Here is a 20287-nt window from a genome sequence, read left to right on the forward strand (position 1 = left end):
CCTACTACATTCCTCCCATAACCACTTGGGAGACAGCCCCGATGAACACCGCTTACCAAACCACCGTTGCAGGCATCGCCAACGCGCTGAATGGGCTGCTGGTTAAGCCGACTTCCGCCAAGCGCCCCGCGCCATCCATCCACACCGAAGCCCTGAAAAGAGCTTGGGCTGAATACCGCGAATGGGAAGCTATGTGGGAGAATGAATACGGCGAGAAGCGCACCCGCTTTCATCGCCCGCAGTTCGGCATGTTCTTGCGCAATGCCTATCAGTACTTCCGCATTTGCGCTCGTGGCCCCGTCTACATCACGGACAATGAGGCGCGCTTCATCGGCTCTGGCAGCAGGTGGCGGTGATCATGATCCGCGCCTTTCTCATTGAGCTTCCCGCCTTCCTATCCATGGCGGCATTCATCTTCACCTTTTCCCTGATTATCGGAGCATTGTCATGATCGATTTCTATTTCCACGACGTGGAGTCAATCGAACTCGAACGTTCCTTTGTCGAGAACAGCAACTGCCGAAGGGTCCGCGTCCGCACCAAGGACGGACAGAATGCCATCTTCACCTTCTACGGGAAAACAGACGCTCTTGAAGCGCTCCCGAAGGCCGAGGATTTCGTAGCGCTCAAGCCGAGGATCGTGGCATGACCGCGCAAGCTCTTGATATCCAGCACACCGAAACTCAACCAGCGTCATTCAGCGAAGTTCCCGCACCCTATTTGTCTCCGGACCAGATGGCTTACCAGTTGATCCGTAGCGGGGCCGACTTCCAGTCGGTGCGCGAGATGGTAGCCCTTGCAAAAGAGATTGCAACCGATAAGGCACGAAATGCCTTCAATGAGGCTGTTGCGCTGGCAAAGGCTGAAATCCCTGTCATTTCCAAGAATGCCAAGGGTCACAATAACAAAACATATGCGAACTTTGCCGCATATGCCGCTGTGGTTGATCCGATCATTGCAAAGCACGGCCTTCGTTACCGCTTCAAAACAGAGCAGGCGGACCGCATTACGGTCACATGCGTTCTGTCCCACAAGGACGGTCATTCCGAAGAAAACAGCCTTTCAGGCCCCACGGATACTAGCGGAAACAAGAATGCCATTCAGGCAATTGGTTCGACGCTGACATATTTGCAGCGCTACACGCTCATTCAGGCGCTAGGGCTGGCTGCGTCAGACGATGATGACGGCCAATCGCACGATAGGCCGCAGGCAGAGCCAGAGCGCATCACCGCCGAGCAGCTGCAAACCATCCGCCGGCTGATCGAGGAGACCGAAACCGATATCGTGAAGTTTTGCGAACTCGGCGGCATTGAGGCTTTGCCTGATATGCTGGCGAAGGATTTCCCCGATGCCGTCCGTCTCCTTGAGCAGAAGAAGAAAAGGAAGGCGAAATGATCCAGGTATTCAGCATGGATCAAGGCGGCGACGAGTGGCTCCAAGCTCGCCTTGGCATTCCTACCGCTTCGAAGTTCGCCACCGTCATGGCGAAAGGCGAAGGCAAGATACGCTCCGAGTATATGCGGAAGCTTGCCGGGGAGATCATTACCGGAGAACCGGCTGAGACATTCTCGACCGCTCACATGGAGCGCGGGAAGATGATGGAGGATGAGGCGCGCCGGACTTACGCCTTCATCCATGACGTTGAGCCGGAACAGGTAGGGTTCATCCGCAACGGTTCGAAGGGCGCAAGCCCGGATAGCCTGATCGGAGAAAATGGCGGCTTGGAGATCAAAACCGCGCTGCCCCACATCCAGATCGACCGTCTTGAGCGCGACCGCCTGCCGCCGGAGCATAAAGCCCAGGTACAAGGCAACCTCTGGGTTTCGGAGCGCGAATGGTGGGATTTCGTCTCCTACTGGCCGCGCCTGCCGATGCTTTGCGTCCGCGTCTACCGCGACGAGGAATATATCAAAACACTCTCAGATGAAATCGACCGCTTCAACGACGAGTTGGCGGCCTTGGTCGAGCGCATCTGTGCCTACGGGCAAGACCCCCGGAAGGAGGCTGCATGACCACGCGCGTCATTGAAACCCCATGGGATCGGCAGTTGCTGTTCAAATACATTGAGCAGCAGAAAGGCCCGATCACCGTCACCATCACGAAAGGCAAGCATCGCACAACGGACCAGAACCGGTTGCAGCGCCTTTGGGTGAAGGAAATCGCAGAGCAGAGGTGCGAGCCAACCGAGGACGTGCGCGCCTATTGCAAGCTCCACATCGGCATTCCGATCCTTCGCAACGAGAACGAGGGGTTCCGGGCCGAATACGACGCTGTAATCCGCCCGCTTCCCTATGAAACAAAGCTGCGCATGATGAAAGTGCCGCTTGATTGGGCTGTGACGCGCCTCATGACCACGAAGCAGCTTACGGCCTATCTGGACGAGGTGCACCGCACATTTTCCGAGCAAGGCATTGTTCTCACCAATCCCGAAGATCGACGCTGGGAAACCGCGAGGGCCGCAGCATGAACGCCCTCACCCGTATCGACCTATCAAACCACATCAAAGCCATGCCGCCTAAATCCCGTGGCCGACGCCCGCTTGAGAGGTTCGTCAAGCAGCTCACCAACGAAGAGCTTTTGGACTGGATCATCCATCGCGAATGCGTCGATGAGCTGGAGCGCGTTCTGTCCTGCACCGATTTCTCGGAGGCGCACGACGATGGCGCGCATTGAATTTCCTCGGAAGGTAAAGGCTCAGATCATCGCCCGAGCCAACGGCAAATGCGAAAAGTGCGGCGCAAAGCTCAAGACAGGCGAAGGAGAGGTAGATCATATCCTCCCCTGCGCTCTGGGTGGCGAGGCGACCGTTGCCAATGGCCGGCTTATTTGCCGCGTTTGCCATGCGGAGAAAACGGCGAACGACATTCGCACGATCCGCAAGGCAGACCGGCAGCGTGACAAGCGCGACGGTGCTATCCGCCCGAAAGGCACCCTCAAGAGCCAAGGCTTTCCCTCGTCCGGCAAAGCTCCGCGCATCGATAAGTCAGCCATCCCCTCTCTTCCCCGCCAGAGCCTTTACAGGCCGGTACAGGAGCAACGCACATGAGCGAAGCAGCAAACCACACGCCGGGACCGTGGAAGATCGAGCATCCCGACGAGAGGACCCAACGCATCTGGATCAACGCAGAGACCAACGCAGGCATCGCAATGATCGAGCCGTGTGATTATGGCGATGGCCTAGGCGAGCGGTTGATCGATGAGGACTACGCCAACGCCTGCATAATCGCCGCCGCGCCCGATCTGCTGGCCGCGCTGCGATATGCCCGCAATCTCACCGGCCCGGACGAAATCATTGACGCAGCCATCGCCAAGGCCGAAGGCCGCTCCACCGAGGGAGACTCCCATGCCAACGCTTAACCCCGACACGGCGGCAATCCCCGAGGAGATCAAGAGGGAGGCGCAAACGGTGTGCGCGCCATCCTACAGCGGCGCAACGCGCGTGGACGACGCGCAGCATGTGCTGGATGTAGCCCGCGCCCTCATGGCCCGAGACCAGCGCGCGGCGCGGAAGGTCAGTTCCCTTCCATGGCACGTAAAAGTCTCCAAGCATCATGTGCGCGCCCGGAGATCAGACGAGTACGCCGCCGCCATCCTCACCTACGGAGGCGACGATGCAGACGCTTAATCGGTTTGAGGATGTGGTAGACGCCACGCGAAAGATGATCCTTGCATTCCGGCGTCACCACATGAAGCCGCCAGCAGCCATCCTGCTTTCAGATAAGCAGGATGCTTTCGCGATTATACACGACATGCGGCTCACATCGCCCGAGTACGTGATTGACCCATCCGTTATGTCCGCATCGAACGTTGTCGAGTTCGACGGCAAGCCGTGCGGCACGATGGAGATTTGCGGCGTCAAATTCTATTGGCCTCTCCAACCACTCGCGGACAAACAGGGAGGGTATCACTATGGCTGATCAAAATTCCCCGCTCGCCTCCCCCACATCAACGCCGGTTGCCGCGATCCGACAACAGGCGCTCGAAGAGGCAGCGCGGTATCATGATGATCTTGCCGCGCAACACGAAGCCTTCCGAGAGGACGATGCAGGCACGGCAGTCGAATTCCACGGTCGTCAAGCAAGAGCGCATATCCGATATGCCGCTGACATCCGCGCGCTGAAATCAACGCCGGTTGCCGAGGAAGATAAGACCATGGAGGAAGACGACGACACATGCACAGCCTGCCACGGTACGGGCTGGTACGAAAGCATGGAGCGGTACTGCGACTGCGCCGACGGCATTTCATCGAGTGGCCGGTCTAGCCGCGACTACGGCCTCGAAGAAGCAGCGCGCTATCACGAGGAAGAGGCCGAATATTACGAAGCCCGGAGAGGCGACAAGGACGGCATACCCTTTCCCATCGTAGCCGGTTGGCATCGGCTCAATGCGGAGCGGCTCCGCTCTCGGAAATCAACGCCGGTTGCCGATATCCCCGCGCCCGCAGACAAGGGGCTGGTGACGGTGGCGTGGGAGCGTGAAGATCCGCAATACGGCTGGGGCCTTGCCAACCCTGCCCTCCTGGGGACTTATCGTGAGCGCGGAACACCTATCCGCGCCCTCACGCCCCAAGCCGACGCCGAGCGCGAGATAGCGGCGCGGGATGAGCGGATGGCGGTAATTAGGGGAGCGAGAAACTACTGGCGCGAGCGCGCCGAAACCGCCGAAGGCCGCGTGAAGGAGCAGGACGCGGAGATCGAAAACGCCCGCAACCACGTGGCCGAGCTTGAAATGGAGCGCGATCAGCATCTTGCGCGGATCGGGGAGCTTGAGGAGCAGAACGCGGCGATAAATGGCCGTGCCGATGACGTCGAGCGGCAAATAAACGACATCAAAGCCAAATTCGCCGCTCTGCGCGAGGAGGCTTTGCGGATCGTAAATGCATGTGAGAGCCGGATTGTCGGCCTCTATCGGGGGATAACGCCCCACGCGAACTATGACGACGAACTGACTATCAATGGCCATGTGAGCGGCAATCGAACCGCCGACCAGGACGAAGTTGTCCGCGCCGCCCGCGACTTCTGCAAGAAATTGGAGGGCGGCGATAATGGCTAGGCGAACACTTGTTGCTCTGACGGATGCGCAAATCGGCGTGCTCAATCGGGTTTTCAAAACGTTCGAGGAGGATGGAGATGGCCTCCCCGAGCACGACCCGGCAATCCGCCACATCGAGAATATCAAGCGTCAGATACGGCGCGAATACACACCATCCGAGCGCACGGCAATTTTTGAAGAGGCGGTGCGCATTTCGAAGGAGGCCCACAATGCCGGCAAATGACAAGGCCGTTAAATCCAATCTCTTGCCGCATGGGTACAGCCTGGATCAGGACGACGACGGCGATTGGATATTGTCGCCACCCGAGAGTGTCACGATTTTCAGCGCGCCTGGCGAAGGTTTGCTCATAGGACAGTGCGACCGCAACACAGCGTTGATGGACGCGCTCGATCACTTGGCAACGGTAGGAGTCCCCCGATGCAGGTAAATGACAAGGCCGTTGAGGCGGCAGCCCGCGACTTAGCCGAATATGATGGGCAAGACCCGGATGAATTAGCTCCGCTCTCCGTCATGTGCACTGCTGATAACAAGCAAGTACCTTGGTGGGTAGTGTTCGAGGAACAAGCTCGTATAGCCCTTGAAGCCGCTCAACCCGCGCTCGCCCATGACGAGCCGGTGGCGGTAGACGGTGTTGGATACGCAATGGTTCAAGTGAACACACCTCCCGATGTAAACGGCTGGTGCCTTTGCACCCCGTTTAACCACCCCGAAGATGTAGCTAAAGGTCATGTCGAAGGGGAACTGGCTGTCGGATCACAATTTTTCGGGCAGGTGTTCGCGGCCCCGCAGCCGAGCGGGCCGGTGCAGGTTGAGCCGCTTAAATGGCACCGCAGGAAGGGTAGAGGGGAATGGTACGCCGACACACCTGTTGGCCGCTATGAAGTTGGAGTTATCGGAGCATTCTGGGTCGCCACTCTCCGATCCATCAAAGATGGGCAGTGGGAAGATGATGTTGTCGCTCGCAAATTATCGCCGATGGCCGCCAAAGCCGCCGTGCAAGCCGATTACGAGCGCCGCATCCTCGCCGCCATCGCCCAAGCGCCAGCGCCTGTAGTGGCGGATGCGCCGGGAGCCGTCGAAGCTTTCAACGCGCTCGATCTGGCAGACCGCCTCATTGAGCGCGGATACGGCACCGACACCCCTAAAGAGTGGCACGACGCATATAAGGCCGTCGCCCGCGCGAGGAGGGCAAAGCGCCCCCACCCCGCAAGCAAAGCTGATGAGTTGGCCGCAGCGCGCACCGAGATCGAGCGGTATCAGGGAGCGCTAGAAGCCATATCATCGCGCTCCGCGCACCAGTCGGACCCGCAGTTGCACAATGAGAACCGGTGGGATGGCGACATGTCGGAAGCATTTTTCGACGGAGAAGCGCAGGCGAATTACGAGTGCGCCGTCATCGCCCGCGCCGCCCTCAACACAAACGCCAAGGGAGGGGAGCGGTGAACAACGACGAACGAAAGCTAACCCGCGAGATATTCGAATATGGCGAGATCGAGCGGGATGCGGCGCGGACGGCTGATTTCACTCGGCACGGCGGCTTATGGTTCAGGTTCTTTAAGTGGATCGAACGAGTTTGCCGCGAGGAACGCGAGGCACGCATAGAAGAGCGGAAAATTGCCAAGGGAGGGGAGCGTCCATGACCGAACTATCCTGCGAAGCACAGATGCGGGCGTTTAAATACTTGATCGCTCAAGGCGCACAGGACGACGGATCGAGCGCACTCCCCATTATCGCCGCTCTCATCATCGGCGTCGTCATAGGCTGGGCCGTAGGCGCAATCGCGGCATTCGAACTGGTGAAGCGTAATGGAGGGCAATGGAAATGAAAATCTCGGAAGCCATCAAAACCCTGCAGGAAATCCAAGCGCGCTTTGGCGATATCGCCATCACCGGCGGCTATTTGCAGGATGACACCGAGCTAACCCAAATCAGCGTGACGGACACGGACGGCTACGAGGTGTGGCCGAACGGGGAATACGGGGACGCTGGCAAGATCGACGGAGTGTTTCTGTCATGACCCCACGAACTGACCTAATAGCGCGTCTGGAAGCGGCGAGCGGGCCGAATAGGGAGTTGGATGCGCTCATCGCAACGATTATCGGCGGATACACCTACGAAAAGCGTGGGCGAGATCAAAAGCCGTGGTTTTATCCCGAAAACGGAAGCTGGCGGCGGCAACTGGTTTCATACGGCCCCGACAGGCTCGACAGCTACACCGCCTCCCTCGACGCCGCCAAAGCGCTGGCGGAGCGGGTGTTGGGGCCGCACACAACTGAGGTGCACGCATGGCCGGACATAACGAATGTTTGCATCAAACTTCTAGACGATACGGGGTGGTTTGTCTCCGAGGATGCAAGAGGCGATGCCTTCCACAAATCCGAGCCGATAGCCCGGATCATCGCAATCCTCAAGGCAAAAGAGGCGAGCCATGACAACGCCTGACGATCTCGTAGAGCGCGTGGCGCGAATGATGGCAGAGAACGATAGCGGTCCGGAAGGGTCGGCGTTGTTTGATATCCATTGGACCGAATTTGGCGAAGGGTACAAGGCATCCGCTCGTGTCGCCATCGCTGAAATCCGCGCCGCGCTGGATGAGCCGACCGAGGCGATGCTTGCGGCAGCGCGCCGGATCAATCACGCGACGGACGCCGAGATTTGGCGCGCAATGCTCGCCGCCAGCCCGCTAGGAGGATCGGAATGAAGCTGACGTTTGCACAGACCGCATTGCTGAACGAGGTGGTCAGCGGCGAAGACCGCGTTGACGAGGCATTCAAGCCTGCCATCAAACTGGTCGATCTCGGACTTTGCACTTGGGCGCTTCCTTGGACTGGCGATAAGCGCAATCGGCTCATTCCGACGCCTGCCGGACGCCAAGCACTGCGAGAGGGGGAGAGAGGATGACGGCGGCATCACCCCGTGTAGCGACTCGGGTATTTCGCCCGCTCAGCATCAGCGTGGTGGACTATCAGGCCGATGCTCCTGCTGCCGCACCGGCTGCACTTAAGCCGAGGCACCAAATCGTTATGCAACGCGCCATGGTCCGGGCCGAGCTTTGCCGCCAGGGCTTCGAGATCGAGTTGCACCGAGTGCCGACACGAATTGCAGTAGGCCGTAATCCGGTGACCGCTGGCGATGCAGCCACCCAACGTCGCGTTCGTGCTGTAGACCATAACCGCCTCCTTATCGGGCGGTTATTACGATGAGAACGTTTATGGAACAAATCACAAATATGACGCAGGCCATTTACACCCCGGCAACCCTTGCCAAGAGATGGGAATGCTCCGAAAGGCATATCCGCAATCTTGTAGCATCAGGTGAGTTGCCATCCTTCCGCCTTGGCGGCAAACTGCTGCGCATCCGGGGCAGCGACGTGGAGAATTTCGAATGCCGGAATGGCGCATCACAAGGCTTAGAGGAAAGCTCGCCCTCACTTTCGAGAAAGATGGAAAGCGCCATCGCTATTCACTCGGAACCGATGATGCGCGCAAAGCTCACGACATTGCGCCAGCACTCTACGCGGAGCTGACGCGCCCGACCGGCATTACCGTGCGCGACCTATGGCAAGCATATTGCCGAGACAAGCACGGTAAAGCCATCCTCTCCACCATGGAACACACGTGGAAGGCACTAGAAAAACGCTTCGGGGATCGTGACGGAGACCGGATTACCATTGAGGACTGTCGTGCGCATATCGCGGAACGGCGAAATCAGCGGACTCCTCAATGCCCGAACGGCGTCCAAGATGGCACGATCCATACTGAGCTGGGTCACCTTCGCACGGTGCTGAAATGGGCTGAGGACAACGGGCTGATTTCGAAAGCCCCCAAGATAGAGCGACCGTCCAAACCGGACCCGAAAGAGCGACATCTGACCAGAGAGGAAGCGCATAGGCTACTTGCGGCAGCTAAAACGCCGCACCTACAAACGGCCATTCATCTGATGCTAGGGACGGCGGCGCGCATCACGGCGCTTCTGGAACTCACTTGGGACCGCGTTGATTTTGACCGGAAGCTCATCTACCTGCGCAACCCCGACGATAAGACGAGGCGGAAGGGACGCGCGGTCGTTCCCATCAACGCAACCCTCCTGACCGTTCTCAGGGAGGCGAAACAAGGGGCGCTGACTGATTATGTGATCGAATGGGCTGGCCAGCCTGTAAAGAGCCTCAAGCGCAGCATAGCGACGGCGGCGAAAGATGCAGGTGTTGAGAATGTGTCTGCCCACGTCTTCCGGCATACCGCCGCTGTATGGATGGCGGAAGCCGGAGTGCCGATGGAAGAAATCAGCCAGTACCTCGGTCATAGCAATGTCGAGATAACCCGGCGCGTCTACGCCCGCTATTCGCCTGACTATCTCAGGGGTGCGGCGTCGGCTCTTGAAATGGGGCTATACGTAGTTCCCGGTGGCACGATTGAACCTGCAATGAAGAACACAAAATGAACACCATGCCGAAAATGCCATTTACGAAGCGCTCACTTCCCCGAATTTCCGGGCTTTCCAGCGCGGGCGCTTCCTTGACATCGTAGGGGTCACAGGTTCAATCCCTGTCACGCCCACCATCCTTTCAAAGACCTATATCCCGGTTCAGCCAGCCAATTGCCGTGGCACGCTTGAAAGCCGCCGGTTCGACCCGGTCAGTTTTTCATAGACATAGGCCGCGACATAAAGGTCCAGCATCGGCAGGCCGACGCAGGTGATGTGGATCGGCTTCTCCGGCTTAAAGTCCGGATTCTCCATCACATCCGGCAGCGAACGGATGCCGAGCGGCGGCGCCAATTGTTCGAGCGTAGCGCCACGACGCGAAAAATAGGACGCAAGGCTTTGCGAGGCTCGATGCGACACCATTTCCACATCGTCGCAAAGAACGGTTCCGCTTCTGATGGCGCGCTGGATATAGGCATCCGGCGTTTCATCGCCGCCTAGATGGAGAACCAGCACATCTCCGATTTCGTCGGCTTCGAAGACCGGTGCGCTGGCGTTCGAAGCGGTTATGACGAAGTCGCATTCCCGTAGCGCGTGATTGTCGGGAACGATGACGATCTCATAGCTGACTTTTTTGGCCAGCGCAGCCACGAGCTGCGCCGCTGATTTTCCGGTCCGGCTGCGCACGAACAACCGCCTCACCATTTGCGGGCAGCAGCGGTCGAGCGCCAGGACGATCTTTTCTGCAATCGGCCCCGCACCGAACAGGAAAAGCTGCAGGGCGCTGCGCCCGGCGAAGAAGCGCTCGGCCACCAAGGTCGCGTAGCTCGCCGTTCGCGCCGCCGATATTTCCGTGCCGTCGAGCACGCAGAGCGGGGTGAGCGTGAACTTGTCGGAGAGCACGATTGTCGAGCGCGAGCGCGGCAGGCCGAGACGGCGGTTGAGCGCATTGGCGCCGACAATCTTCACGCCGCCATACCGGCTGTTGACGCTCGACAGACAGTTCAGCTTCCAGCCCAACCGCTCGCCGGGCATCGTCGTGTCGGTCAGCCACGGATGATCGGCGATCTCTTCAGGGTGAATGGCAAGCACGGATTTGATGCCATAGGCGCGGCCAGCGCAGATATCCCTCCACGCTCGCTTCGCTATGTCATGCACCGTTTTACCGTCGAGGAGATGACCCTGCGCCGCGATGTCGGCGGCGGAGTAGCATTTGAAAACCGGAAATTCCGGGCATTTGCGATGTTCGTCCATTTCCTGCTCCGAAGTCCCCCGGGTTGAGGAGCCTCCAGAAGGAAGCGAAATGGTTAACGCCGATTAAGAAATATTGGTTCCGGTGATTTATCGAGGCCAGAGGCCTGATCCGCCCCTACTCCGCTGCGTTCAGGGCGAATTCCGGGACCGGCGTCACGAATGGCGCCACTTCTCCCACGGCCTGGGCAATGCGGGCGTGGATATTTGGCGCGCTGATTTCCTCGCCGGCAAAATCGCCCGGCGCAGCGTAGACGCCGGTGGGCAAGGTATGCGCCATGAAGAACGAGAAAAGCGGACGCAGATGATGCTCGATGATCAGCGCATGCCGCTCGCTCCCGCCCGTTGCCGCGAGCAGGACAGGCTTTCCCTTGAGCGCCATGGGATCGATCAGATCGAGGAAATGCTTGAACAGGCCCGCATAGCTGCCCTTGTAGGTCGGGCTCCCGACGACCAGGATTTGCGCCGAAATGATCTTCTCCGCTATCGCCCTCGCCGGAGGGGCAAGATCGGAAAACTGCCGCGCCGAACCGAGCGAGGGCTCCAGGTCGCCAAGATCGAAAATCTCTGCCGTCAATCCGTGGGTCTGGCTGGTCTCAAGGACGATCCGTTCCACCAAAGCGCGCGTCCTCGAAGGGCGTCTGAAATTGCCGGAGAAGCCGACGACCGTCGAATTTGCCATGAGGGGAATCCGTTGCTGCTGCTTATGCGTGGTGCCGGTTCCAGCCTAACCAAAGGCGGGGCATTTAAGAAGAAAGCGGCGGACTTGAGACTTGCGAATCGGAGCATATTTTTCTCAATGACCGTATCCTCCTGAAATGGGCATCCGCAATTCGCGTGATAGAGCCTGACGGAGCGACCAAAAGGTTTCGCATTGAGGCCTCCATGTCTATTGTTCAGCCGAATTGGAGGCCGGAATCATGACAGAGCATTCCCCTTCACCGCTCATCATCATCGGCGGCGGCGCGAGCGGCGCCATCATGGCTGCGCATCTTCTGGCATTGCCGCGCCCGGACCTGCGCATCGTCCTCATCGAAAAGCGCCCATCCTTCGGCAAGGGCATCGCCTATTCTACCGAGCTGCCCGCCCATGTGCTCAACGTACGCGCCAGCAGGATGAGCCTTTATGCCGACGATCCCGGCCATTTCTGGCGCTGGCTGCGGGAAAGCAGGCTGGCCGGTCCCGGCAATTCGGAGGCAAGCTTCGTCCCGCGCATGTTTTATGGGCGCTATCTCGCGGAAACCTTGCACAGGCTGAGCGAACAGGAGCGTGGAACGGGCCGCCTCCAACTCCTCCACGACGAGGCGATCTCGGTCACGCCCAGCGCTTCGGGCGTCGAGATCCGTCTCGCCAGCGGAGCGCGTATCGCCGGACGCGCTGTGATTCTCGCCACAGGACATGAGGACCAGCCTTCGCCGGAGCGATGCTTTTCGGTTCGTCCCGGCTCATCATCGGACACGCCGGTCGGCCCCGACGACCCTATCCTCATTCTCGGAACCGGCCTCAGCATGGCCGATACCTTGCTGCTGCTGGAACAGAGCGGGCATCGCGGCCCCGTCACCGTCCTCTCCCGTCGCGGTCTCATCCCCTTGCCGCATGGCGAAAGCAATCCGGTCGTGTTCGGCGAGGCCGATATTCCTTTCGGCGCGCAGCCATCCCGCTTCATGCAATGGCTGCGCGACACGATCCGCCGGAGGGCCGTCCAGGGCGGCGACTGGAGAGACGTCGTCGACGGGCTGCGGCCTTTCAACCAGCGCATCTGGCGCAGCTGGCCCATGGCCGCCAGAAGCCGCTTTCTGCGCCACGCCAAGGCCCGCTGGGATATCCACCGCCATCGCCTGCCGCCATGGGTGCATGGGCTCATCGTGGAGCAGATTCGATCAGGCCGCGTCCGCCTGCTCGCCGGGCGCGTTCTGGATGTCCGCAAGCACGGCGAAAATTGCGAGGTCCGTATCCAGCAAAGCCATTCTCATGCGCCGGAAACATTGACCGCCGCCCGCATTTACGATTGCACCGGCCTTGCAAGGAATCTCTCGGCGAGCTCGAACAAGGCAGTAAGATCAGTGATCGATGGCGGCCTGGCGCGTCCCGACCCGCTGCACCTCGGGCTCGACGTCACCCCGCAATGCGCTGTCATAGCTAAAGACGGCAGCGTTTCCGGCAAGATGTTCGCCATTGGACCGCTGACGCGGGGAACATTTTTCGAGATCGACGCGGTTCCCGACATCCGCATCCAATGCGCCGAGCTCGCCCGGCAGCTCGCTGGATGACCAAAGCAAGTCAATCACAGGAATAATTGCCAAGGCGTATAGCCCGGCCCAATCCCGGTTGAGCTTGGCGGCGAAACGGCTTAGGCTTCGCTCGGGGCTGGCGGCTCTTGGAAAGGGCTGAAATGCAACGGGCATTGCTTCTTTGCGCGCTTTCGCTCCTCATCGGCTGCACGTCCAGCCGGGATGGCCGGGCCGGTATGGCCAATCCGGCCTCTGTCTATTGCGTCGATATCGGCGGCAAGCTGGAAATCCGCGACACCCCGCAGGGCCAGGCGGGCTACTGCCACCTGCCCGACGGGCGCGTCATCGATGAATGGCGGCTTTTCAGCGCGCACCGCCAGCTCGAAATGCGAAAACGGACCATGCCTGCGCCTTGAGCGGAAATTTCGTAGAATCGCTCCTTCTGGAATCTCCGTGCAAGCGAAGCGCGCCAAACGGAATAATATTTCTTGTTTATCTTCGGCCTGATCGAAATTATGAAGTCCCATAAGCGTGGGGGGCAAAAAGGGTTGCCTGACCTTCACGGGGCTGAAACGCTACTCAAGGAAGAAAGAAAATGAACTCGTCCTCTCCTAAATCGCCGGCGCGCCGCGCCGGCCTCAAGGCTCTTCTGTTTTCGGCTGTCGCCTTCGCCGTGGGCTTCGGCGCTCCGGCCTCCGGCTTCGCCCAAGATAAGGTCGTCAAGGTCGGCATCATGGGCGGACAGGATGAGGATATCTGGAAGGTCGTCGCCGCCGAAGCCGCCAAGAACGGCCTCAAGGTCGAGACGGTCAACTTCGCCGACTACACCCAGCCGAATGAGGCGCTGGCTCGCAAGGAGATCGACGCCAACGCCTTCCAGCACAAGCCCTATCTCGACGCGCAGATCGAGCAGCACGGCTACAAGATCGAGCCCGCCGGCTTCACCGCCGTGTTTCCCATCGGCGTCTATTCGCGTAAGGTGAAGTCGCTGAGCGAACTCAAGGACGGCGCTTCCATCGGCATCCCGAACGATCCGTCCAACGAGGGCCGTGCGCTGCGCGTGCTTGAATCGCAGGGCCTGATCAAGCTCAAGGACGGCGCTGGCATCCTGGCGACGCCGATCGACATCGCCGAAAATCCGAAAAAACTGGAGATCAAGGAGCTTGACGCCGGTGTCGTCGGCCGCTCCATCGACGATCTCGACGCCGCCATCGTCAACAATGACTGGGCGCTGAAGGCGGGCCTCGATCCGGTGAAGGACGTGATCGCCCGTGAGTCGAAGGAAAACAACCCCTACAACAACTTCATCGCCATCCGCACCGAAGACAAGGACGCCCCTTGGGTGAAGCCGCTCGTCGCCGCCTTCCAGAACGACGCTGTCAAGGCCAAGCTGCTCGAAGTCTACAAGGGCACGGCGCAGCCGGCCTGGTAAGATCGGCCCAGCGCAAAGCCATACGGTTCGGATATTCGCATATCCGAACCGTTTGTTTTATAGAGTCCCGAGAAAACTCGAGGCAGACGTGAACACGCAGGCAATCAACATAGCGCTAGACACCACCAGCGCGCCTCCCGGCGACACCATCGTCCGGCTCACCGATGTGCGGCGCGCCTTTGGCGAGACGCCGGCGATCGACGGCATTTCGCTGGAGGTGGAGCGCGGCGAGATTCTCGGCATCATCGGCCGCAGCGGCGCGGGAAAGTCCACGCTCATCCGCTGCCTCAACGGGCTGGAGCGTCCCGATTCCGGTTCCGTCCTCGTGGAAGGCCAGGAGATCACCGCGCTCGATGAGCGCCGCCTGCAGCCCGTGCGCCGCCGCATCGGCATGATCTTCCAGCATTTCAACCTGCTCTCCGCCAAGACGGTGGAGGACAACATCGCCCTGCCGCTGAAGATCGAAGGGCAAGGCCGCGAGGAGCGCAAGCGCCGCGTGGCGGAGCTGCTCGATCTCGTCGGCCTCTCGGACAAGGCGAAGCATTATCCCGCACAGCTCTCCGGCGGCCAGAAGCAGCGCGTCGGCATCGCCCGCGCCCTCGCCGCCAAACCCTCGCTTCTGCTTTCCGACGAGGCGACCTCGGCGCTCGACCCCGAAACGACGCAATCGATCCTCGCGCTGCTGAAGGACATCAACCGCCAGCTCGGCCTCACAATCATGCTCATCACCCATGAGATGGAGGTGATCCGCCGCGTCGCCGACCGCGTCATCGTGCTCGACAAAGGCCGCATCGTCGAGGAAGGCCCGGTCTGGCGCGTCTTCGCCAATCCCGTGGCCAATACCACCAAGAGCCTGTTGCAAGTGCTGACCCCGGAACTGCCCCCCTCGCTCAAGACCCGGCTCAACCCGGCGGCAGGCGACATCGCTGTTGTCAGGGTCCAGCTTTCGGGCGACGCCGCGCGCCGTCCCGTCTTCAACGATCTGCCCGGCGTCACGCTCCTCCATGGCGGCATGGACACGGTGCAGGGCGAGCCGGTGGGCACGCTGTTCCTCGGCCTCCCGGCCCGCGACAAGGCTGCATTGCAAAAGGCTGTGAACGATCTCACCGCGCAGGCGGACCATCTGGAGGTGCTGGGCTATGTCTCAGGCGATGCTTGATCTTCTCTGGCAGTCCTTCTGGGAAACCATGATCATGACCGGCTTTTCCGGGCTGATCTCCCTCGTCGCAGGTCTGCCGCTGGCGCTGCTTTTGATCCTCACCGATCGCGGCGGTCTTGCCGAAAATCTCTGGATCAACCGCACCCTCGGCTGGATCATCAACGGGTTTCGCTCAGTGCCGTTCATCATCCTGCTGGTCGCGCTGATCCCGGTGACGCGCTTCATCGTCGGCACGTCGCTGGGCACCTGGGCCTCCATCGTGCCGCTCTCCATCGCCGCCACGCCCTATTACGCGCGTATAGCGGAAGTCTCCTTGCGTGAAGTCGACCGCGGTCTCATCGAAGCCGCCCGCGCCATGGGCGCGACGCGCTGGACGATCATCAAGGAAGTACTGGTGCCGGAAGCGCTGCCAAGCCTCGTGGCCGGCTTCACCGTCACGCTGGTGACGCTCGTCGGCGCCTCGGCCATGGCCGGAGCCATCGGCGCAGGCGGGTTGGGCGACCTGGCGATCCGCTACGGCTATCAGCGCTTCCAGACGGAAATCATGCTCGCCGTGGTCGCGATCCTGATCGTGCTTGTCTCGGTGGTGCAGTGGGTAGGCGACCGGCTGGTGGAACGGCTGGACCACCGCATCGTGAAGCGGTGAAGGGCGGCGCTCCGCGCCGCTCTACCAGGATTACATCATGTCCAGATCAGCGCACCGACCCTTTGTCAGCACGCTGCCGTTACTTCTCCACCGCCTCCAGCATCCTTTCCGCGCTCTCCTCATCGGTGATGAACACCGTCGGGCGGATCAGCTTCATCGCCCCCAGCAGCGCCGGAATCTTTTCCCGCCCGCCTGATGTCAACACCCGTGCAGGCGCTTTCTGCAGCGTTTTCACGCTCACCGACATCACGCCGTCCTGGATCGGATGGTTCACCAGCTTCCCGTCAATATCGTAGAAATGATAGAGCAGGTCGCCGACCGCCCCCATGCGGACCAGTGAATCCCTTTGCTCTTCCGTGATATGGCCGACGCGATAGGAGGTGGTGGCGTTTTCGATGGCGCCGACACTCAGGAGCACCAGATCGAGATTCTCGGCCATCTCGAACACATATTTCAGCCCGCAGCGCTCGATCAGCGCCCGCTTGGTCTCGACACTGTCGACCAGCGCAGGCGCAGGGATGAGATAGCCCTCGCCCTGGAAGGTTTCGGCGAACTGCCAGGCGAATTCCGCCGGGTTGAAGCGCCGCGGCTGGCTGATGCCGCCCAGCAGCGAAATGACAGTGAAATCATTGAGCGAGCGGGCATTGATATAGGATAGCGTGCTGAACAGCGTGCGCCCCCAGCCGACGCCGACGCGCATCCCATGCCGCATCACATCGGAGAGGTAATTGCCCGTCGCGGCGGCAATGGCGTTGATCGGATCGTTGCCCGGCGCGGAAAGCGGCGCGACGATGGCGCGCTCCAGGCCGAAAGCCTTCTCCAGCCGCCGTTCGAGGCCGATAAGGCTCGCGACCTTGCTGTCGATGGAAATCTTGACCTCGTTGCGCGCCCGCGCCTCGGCCAGAAGCCGCACGATGGTGACGCGGCCGACACCGAGCACATCGGCAATGTCGTTCTGCGTCATCTGCTCGATGTAATACATCCACGCCGCGCGAGTCCGCAGCCGGTCAGTCCGGCTTTCAGCCGCCGCGCTATTCGTCCCCGCATCGCCCGCCTGGCGGTTGCCCTGCGCCGGCTTCGCTTTTCCAGTCTGCCGTACCGCCAATGCCGTCCCTCCTCACCCGCTGATTCAAATTTTCGACGACAAATCGAAACTATTGATTTTAATAACCTACCGAAGCAGATTCTGGCAAAATCGGCTACCTCACGACACGCACAAATGGTATAAAGCCGAAATAGGGAAACCGTTAAGATGCTGCGCCATTTGAACGATGAAATCGTCGGCAATTTGAAGGATGGCCTGCGCGGCGTTCGCCATGTCATCCGTGCCCGGCGGCGTGACCGGCTCCCTCCCCTTCGCCGCCCGCAAACGCCCTCCGAACTGCCCGGCATGGTCCTTGGCACTGCGGCTGCGGTCATCGACACGGCCTTGAGCCTGGCGCAATCCGTCTCAGTGCCCCTGATTTACGAGGATATGGACGCCGCGAGCCGCTCCGGGCGAGCGCGAAGCCTCACGCGCTATTTTGCGCAGCCCGATGGCAGCCGCCTGTTCCGCCGCGAGATGTATTATCTCACCAGGGAGTTGTTGCAGCGCAGCCATGAGGAGGCGGTCTTCGTCCACGAAGCCGTCTTCGCGGACATCCACCTGCATCTGGAAAGCCATCACAAAAAAGTGTTAGCGCAAGCCGTGAGCCAGGCTGCTTCCGATGGCGACATTGCCCGTGCCTGTGCAGCCTTCGCCATCGAATCGATCCGCCGCCATCCCGCGCGGCGGATCGGGCGCGGCGCGCCACTGCCCGTCACGTCGCCCCTCGACACGCATATGGAGATCATCGTCTTCTCCGCGCTCGCCCTCGCCTGCGCGCTGGGAACCGCGCAACACCGCGACGGTCTGGGGGATGACGGTGCGGACCTCATCGAAAGCGCGCTGCTTGCCGTTTCCGCGCAGGAGGATCGCTTCCTCGCCGCGTTTGAATCGGATGATCCTCACGATGCCCTGGCCGAGCGCTTCTCCGGCCTGATGGCGTATCTGCCCTAGAGTGCTTCATGTTTAATCGGAAACGCTGGGGGGACAGCGCCTCGCGATTCCATCAAAACATGAGCCTTTCTAAACTTTCGCGCAAAAAACGTCAGCTATTCATAACCAACCCGGCAATACACTTCTTCGCCCGCGGGATGGACGCCGGGCTCATGCTGAGTTCGGTCAGCCCCATGCGGATAAATTCCGGAATGAGCTCCGGACGGCCCGCTGCCTCGCCGCACATGCCAACCATAATCCCAGCCTCGACGCCCGCCTTCGCGGTCATTTCGATCGCTGCCATCACGGCGGGGTTCGCGACGTCGTTCAGTGCGGCAACAGTCGGGTTAAGCCGGTCCGCCGCCATCACATATTGCGTCAAATCGTTGGTGCCGATGGAGAAGAACGAGACCTCCTTTGCCAGCCTGGGCGCGATCAGCACCGCCGCAGGCGTTTCGATCATCACGCCGAGTTCGAACCGGCGGTAATCCCTCCCCTCTGCGCGAAGCTCCGTCTCGCATTCCTCGATCAGCGCCTTGGTTCGCGTGACCTCGGATAGCGCGGACACCATCGGCAGCATCACTTTGACATGGCCATGCACGGCGGCGCGAAGCAGCGCGCGCAATTGCGGCTTGAAGATATCCGGCCTGTCGAGGCACATGCGAATGCCACGCCAGCCGAGAAAAGGATTCTCCTCTACCGGAAACTCCACCCCCGAGACCGGCTTGTCGCCGCCGACATCGAGCGTGCGCACAATCACGGGATAGGGGGCAAAGGCCTCTGCGAGCCTGGCATAAATATCCGCCTGCATGTCCTCGGAAGGCAGGTGCGTATGGCGCATGAACAGAAGCTCGGTGCGGAACAGGCCGACGCCCATCGCACCCGCCTCCTTCGCCGCCTCGATCTCCTCGAGCGAGCCGATATTTGCCGCGACCTCAATGACCACGCCATCGGCGCGGCGCGGCATGACATCACGATAGGCCGTCAGTGCCGCCCGTCCCTCATCCTCCGCGCGGATGCGCGCCTCGAACCGCGCCGTCGTCTCTTCGTCCGGATCGGGAAACACCTCGCCCGTCCCGCCGTCGAGCGCAACACGCGCAAGAGAACGCAATTGCTGGATGCCGTTCCCCAAGCCCAGCACCGCCGGGATACCATGCGCCCGCGCGATGATCGCCACATGCGAGGTCGCCCCGCCATGGCCGCAGATCACGCCTCGGATGCGCTTCAACGGCGCGCGTGCCAGATCCCACGCGCCAATATCATCAGCAATGAGGATGGCGCCCTCGGGTATGCTCTCCAGCGATGCCTCCTCGCGCCCCAGCAGCGCCAGGCACAATTGCCGGCCGACCGCCTGCAGATCATCCGCGCGGGCTTTGAGGTAGGGATCGTCCACCGCACTGAATTCACCGGCAAGCTTGGCTGCGGCTCCGGTCACCGCCGTGACCGCATCCATGCCGCTGCGGATCAGCGAAAGCGTCTCATGAGCCAGCGTTTCATCCGCCGCTATGTTCTTGAGCGCGGTGATGATGCCCCGGTCGCTTGGCCCCAGATTATCGGCCTCAAGCGATGCGTCCATCCGCCTTTGCACCATAGCCACAGCATCGTGGAACCGCGTCAGCTCCGCATCGATCTCGTGAGGAGCGAGCTTTCGATCCTCGAATATGATTTCCTCAGGAAAGAACGGATAGGCGGCCCCAAGCGCCACACCCTCGCTGGCGGCAACCCCTTTCAGCGCGCCATTGGCCGGCGCCGATATCACGGCCGCTTCACGCGTGGGTTCTGTCGTTGCCTGATGTTGGCCCGCATCTTCCTCAAGACCGGCATTCGGATTTTCCAGATAGCCGATCAGCATCTCCACGGCCTCTACGGCGTCCGCCCCTTCCGCGCGCACCGTGACCGCGTCATTTTCCTTGACGCCGAGCAGCATCAGCTTGACCGCGCTCTTGGCGCTTGCGGATTTGTCGCCTTTCACCAGATCGATGGCCGATTCGAAGCTCTTGGCGAGCTTGACGAAACGGGTGGCCGGGCGGGCGTGCAAGCCCTCAAGCACTCTGACGATGGTCGAGCGTTCCATGGTG

Annotated in this window: 30 protein-coding genes and 1 pseudogene; 27 read left to right on the forward strand and 4 right to left on the reverse strand. The window is 60.6% G+C overall.

Annotated elements, in window-relative coordinates; genetic code table 11:
• The first annotated feature begins 41 nt into the window (after window positions 1-41).
• The 21 genes and pseudogenes from ACOWVG_RS07435 to ACOWVG_RS07535 all read left to right on the forward strand — a co-directional run bounded on the left by ACOWVG_RS07435 (window position 42) and on the right by ACOWVG_RS07535 (window position 9491).
• Window positions 42-356 (forward strand): hypothetical protein, encoded by a 315-nt coding sequence (locus ACOWVG_RS07435; protein ID WP_420961119.1) that lies wholly within the window; start codon window positions 42-44, stop codon window positions 354-356.
• 91 nt (window positions 357-447) lie between these two features.
• Window positions 448-648 carry a hypothetical protein gene (locus tag ACOWVG_RS07440; RefSeq protein WP_420961120.1) on the forward strand — a complete coding sequence of 67 codons (201 nt, stop codon included), beginning with the start codon at window positions 448-450 and terminating at the stop codon, window positions 646-648.
• Window positions 645-1394 (forward strand): ERF family protein, encoded by a 750-nt coding sequence (locus tag ACOWVG_RS07445; RefSeq protein WP_420961122.1) that lies wholly within the window; start codon window positions 645-647, stop codon window positions 1392-1394. The genes ACOWVG_RS07440 and ACOWVG_RS07445 overlap by 4 nt, the downstream gene beginning before the upstream one ends.
• Window positions 1391-2011 (forward strand): lambda exonuclease family protein, encoded by a 621-nt coding sequence (locus tag ACOWVG_RS07450; RefSeq protein ID WP_420961124.1) that lies wholly within the window; start codon window positions 1391-1393, stop codon window positions 2009-2011. The genes ACOWVG_RS07445 and ACOWVG_RS07450 overlap by 4 nt, the downstream gene beginning before the upstream one ends.
• A complete protein-coding gene (locus tag ACOWVG_RS07455) occupies window positions 2008-2466 on the forward strand; it encodes a hypothetical protein (protein WP_420961125.1) in 459 nt (152 codons plus the stop codon). The genes ACOWVG_RS07450 and ACOWVG_RS07455 overlap by 4 nt, the downstream gene beginning before the upstream one ends.
• A complete protein-coding gene (locus ACOWVG_RS07460) occupies window positions 2463-2672 on the forward strand; it encodes a hypothetical protein (protein WP_420961127.1) in 210 nt (69 codons plus the stop codon). The genes ACOWVG_RS07455 and ACOWVG_RS07460 overlap by 4 nt, the downstream gene beginning before the upstream one ends.
• Complete coding sequence (locus ACOWVG_RS07465) at window positions 2659-3045, forward strand: HNH endonuclease (RefSeq protein ID WP_420961129.1); 387 nt, start codon at window positions 2659-2661, stop codon at window positions 3043-3045. Before ACOWVG_RS07460 ends, ACOWVG_RS07465 begins: the two co-directional genes overlap by 14 nt.
• Window positions 3042-3356: a hypothetical protein gene (locus ACOWVG_RS07470; RefSeq protein ID WP_420961131.1), complete on the forward strand. Its 315-nt coding sequence runs from the start codon at window positions 3042-3044 to the stop codon at window positions 3354-3356. The genes ACOWVG_RS07465 and ACOWVG_RS07470 overlap by 4 nt, the downstream gene beginning before the upstream one ends.
• A complete protein-coding gene (locus tag ACOWVG_RS07475) occupies window positions 3343-3624 on the forward strand; it encodes a hypothetical protein (RefSeq protein WP_420961132.1) in 282 nt (93 codons plus the stop codon). The genes ACOWVG_RS07470 and ACOWVG_RS07475 overlap by 14 nt, the downstream gene beginning before the upstream one ends.
• Window positions 3611-3916 (forward strand): hypothetical protein, encoded by a 306-nt coding sequence (locus ACOWVG_RS07480; RefSeq protein ID WP_420961134.1) that lies wholly within the window; start codon window positions 3611-3613, stop codon window positions 3914-3916. The genes ACOWVG_RS07475 and ACOWVG_RS07480 overlap by 14 nt, the downstream gene beginning before the upstream one ends.
• Window positions 3909-5051 carry a hypothetical protein gene (locus ACOWVG_RS07485; protein ID WP_420961135.1) on the forward strand — a complete coding sequence of 381 codons (1143 nt, stop codon included), beginning with the start codon at window positions 3909-3911 and terminating at the stop codon, window positions 5049-5051. Before ACOWVG_RS07480 ends, ACOWVG_RS07485 begins: the two co-directional genes overlap by 8 nt.
• On the forward strand, window positions 5044-5274 hold the full coding sequence (locus ACOWVG_RS07490) for a hypothetical protein (protein WP_420961136.1): 231 nt from the start codon (window positions 5044-5046) through the stop codon (window positions 5272-5274). The genes ACOWVG_RS07485 and ACOWVG_RS07490 overlap by 8 nt, the downstream gene beginning before the upstream one ends.
• A gap of 195 nt (window positions 5275-5469) precedes the next feature.
• Window positions 5470-6495, forward strand: coding sequence for a hypothetical protein (locus ACOWVG_RS07495; protein WP_420961137.1), 1026 nt, complete (start codon window positions 5470-5472; stop codon window positions 6493-6495).
• The gene (locus ACOWVG_RS07500; protein WP_420961139.1) at window positions 6492-6692 is read left to right on the forward strand and encodes a hypothetical protein; all 201 of its coding nucleotides are present in this window, start codon (window positions 6492-6494) and stop codon (window positions 6690-6692) included. The genes ACOWVG_RS07495 and ACOWVG_RS07500 overlap by 4 nt, the downstream gene beginning before the upstream one ends.
• Complete coding sequence (locus tag ACOWVG_RS07505; protein WP_420961141.1) at window positions 6689-6877, forward strand: hypothetical protein; 189 nt, start codon at window positions 6689-6691, stop codon at window positions 6875-6877. The genes ACOWVG_RS07500 and ACOWVG_RS07505 overlap by 4 nt, the downstream gene beginning before the upstream one ends.
• On the forward strand, window positions 6868-7068 hold the full coding sequence (locus ACOWVG_RS07510; protein WP_420961143.1) for a hypothetical protein: 201 nt from the start codon (window positions 6868-6870) through the stop codon (window positions 7066-7068). Before ACOWVG_RS07505 ends, ACOWVG_RS07510 begins: the two co-directional genes overlap by 10 nt.
• A gap of 56 nt (window positions 7069-7124) precedes the next feature.
• Window positions 7125-7493, forward strand: a complete 369-nt coding sequence (locus ACOWVG_RS07515; protein ID WP_420961144.1) for a hypothetical protein — start codon at window positions 7125-7127, stop codon at window positions 7491-7493.
• Window positions 7480-7752, forward strand: coding sequence for a hypothetical protein (locus ACOWVG_RS07520; protein ID WP_420961145.1), 273 nt, complete (start codon window positions 7480-7482; stop codon window positions 7750-7752). Before ACOWVG_RS07515 ends, ACOWVG_RS07520 begins: the two co-directional genes overlap by 14 nt.
• Window positions 7749-7952, forward strand: coding sequence for a hypothetical protein (locus ACOWVG_RS07525; protein WP_420961146.1), 204 nt, complete (start codon window positions 7749-7751; stop codon window positions 7950-7952). Before ACOWVG_RS07520 ends, ACOWVG_RS07525 begins: the two co-directional genes overlap by 4 nt.
• A 328-nt stretch (window positions 7953-8280) precedes the next feature.
• Window positions 8281-8421, forward strand: a pseudogene (locus ACOWVG_RS07530) (helix-turn-helix domain-containing protein); the annotation flags it as partial.
• A 14-nt stretch (window positions 8422-8435) separates the two neighbouring features.
• The gene (locus tag ACOWVG_RS07535) at window positions 8436-9491 is read left to right on the forward strand and encodes a tyrosine-type recombinase/integrase (protein ID WP_420961147.1); all 1056 of its coding nucleotides are present in this window, start codon (window positions 8436-8438) and stop codon (window positions 9489-9491) included.
• Window positions 9492-9635: 144 nt separating this feature from the next.
• On the opposite strand, the gene ACOWVG_RS07540 is transcribed toward ACOWVG_RS07535, so the two are convergent.
• Both ACOWVG_RS07540 and msuE read right to left on the reverse strand, forming a co-directional pair.
• Window positions 9636-10727 (reverse strand): ornithine cyclodeaminase, encoded by a 1092-nt coding sequence (locus ACOWVG_RS07540; protein ID WP_420961149.1) that lies wholly within the window; start codon window positions 10725-10727, stop codon window positions 9636-9638.
• Between the two features lie 115 nt (window positions 10728-10842).
• Entirely contained in the window at window positions 10843-11406 is a 564-nt protein-coding gene (gene msuE, locus ACOWVG_RS07545) for an FMN reductase (protein ID WP_420961151.1), read from the reverse strand.
• Between the two features lie 238 nt (window positions 11407-11644).
• Between msuE and ACOWVG_RS07550 the strand changes: the two genes are divergently transcribed.
• The 5 genes from ACOWVG_RS07550 (at window position 11645) to ACOWVG_RS07570 (ending at window position 16192) form a co-directional block, all read left to right on the forward strand.
• The gene (locus ACOWVG_RS07550) at window positions 11645-12994 is read left to right on the forward strand and encodes an FAD/NAD(P)-binding protein (RefSeq protein ID WP_420961153.1); all 1350 of its coding nucleotides are present in this window, start codon (window positions 11645-11647) and stop codon (window positions 12992-12994) included.
• A 122-nt stretch (window positions 12995-13116) separates the two neighbouring features.
• Window positions 13117-13371, forward strand: coding sequence for a DUF333 domain-containing protein (locus ACOWVG_RS07555; RefSeq protein ID WP_420961154.1), 255 nt, complete (start codon window positions 13117-13119; stop codon window positions 13369-13371).
• Window positions 13372-13550: 179 nt separating this feature from the next.
• Window positions 13551-14387, forward strand: coding sequence for a MetQ/NlpA family ABC transporter substrate-binding protein (locus ACOWVG_RS07560; RefSeq protein WP_420961156.1), 837 nt, complete (start codon window positions 13551-13553; stop codon window positions 14385-14387).
• 103 nt (window positions 14388-14490) lie between these two features.
• Window positions 14491-15546 (forward strand): methionine ABC transporter ATP-binding protein, encoded by a 1056-nt coding sequence (locus ACOWVG_RS07565; RefSeq protein WP_420961659.1) that lies wholly within the window; start codon window positions 14491-14493, stop codon window positions 15544-15546.
• A complete protein-coding gene (locus ACOWVG_RS07570; RefSeq protein WP_420961158.1) occupies window positions 15527-16192 on the forward strand; it encodes a methionine ABC transporter permease in 666 nt (221 codons plus the stop codon). Before ACOWVG_RS07565 ends, ACOWVG_RS07570 begins: the two co-directional genes overlap by 20 nt.
• Window positions 16193-16271: 79 nt before the next feature.
• Here the strand turns inward: ACOWVG_RS07570 and ACOWVG_RS07575 are convergent, their stop codons facing one another.
• Window positions 16272-17297 (reverse strand): sugar-binding transcriptional regulator, encoded by a 1026-nt coding sequence (locus tag ACOWVG_RS07575; RefSeq protein WP_420961160.1) that lies wholly within the window; start codon window positions 17295-17297, stop codon window positions 16272-16274.
• Between the two features lie 147 nt (window positions 17298-17444).
• Between ACOWVG_RS07575 and ACOWVG_RS07580 the strand changes: the two genes are divergently transcribed.
• Entirely contained in the window at window positions 17445-18230 is a 786-nt protein-coding gene (locus ACOWVG_RS07580) for a hypothetical protein (RefSeq protein ID WP_420961162.1), read from the forward strand.
• 91 nt (window positions 18231-18321) lie between these two features.
• Here ACOWVG_RS07580 and ptsP read toward each other — a convergent pair whose 3' ends face one another.
• On the reverse strand, window positions 18322-20283 hold the full coding sequence (gene ptsP / locus ACOWVG_RS07585; protein ID WP_420961163.1) for a phosphoenolpyruvate--protein phosphotransferase: 1962 nt from the start codon (window positions 20281-20283) through the stop codon (window positions 18322-18324).
• Window positions 20284-20287 lie beyond the last annotated feature (4 nt).

Source organism: Brucella sp. IR073 (genome assembly GCF_049065735.1).
GTDB lineage: Bacteria > Pseudomonadota > Alphaproteobacteria > Rhizobiales > Rhizobiaceae > Paramesorhizobium.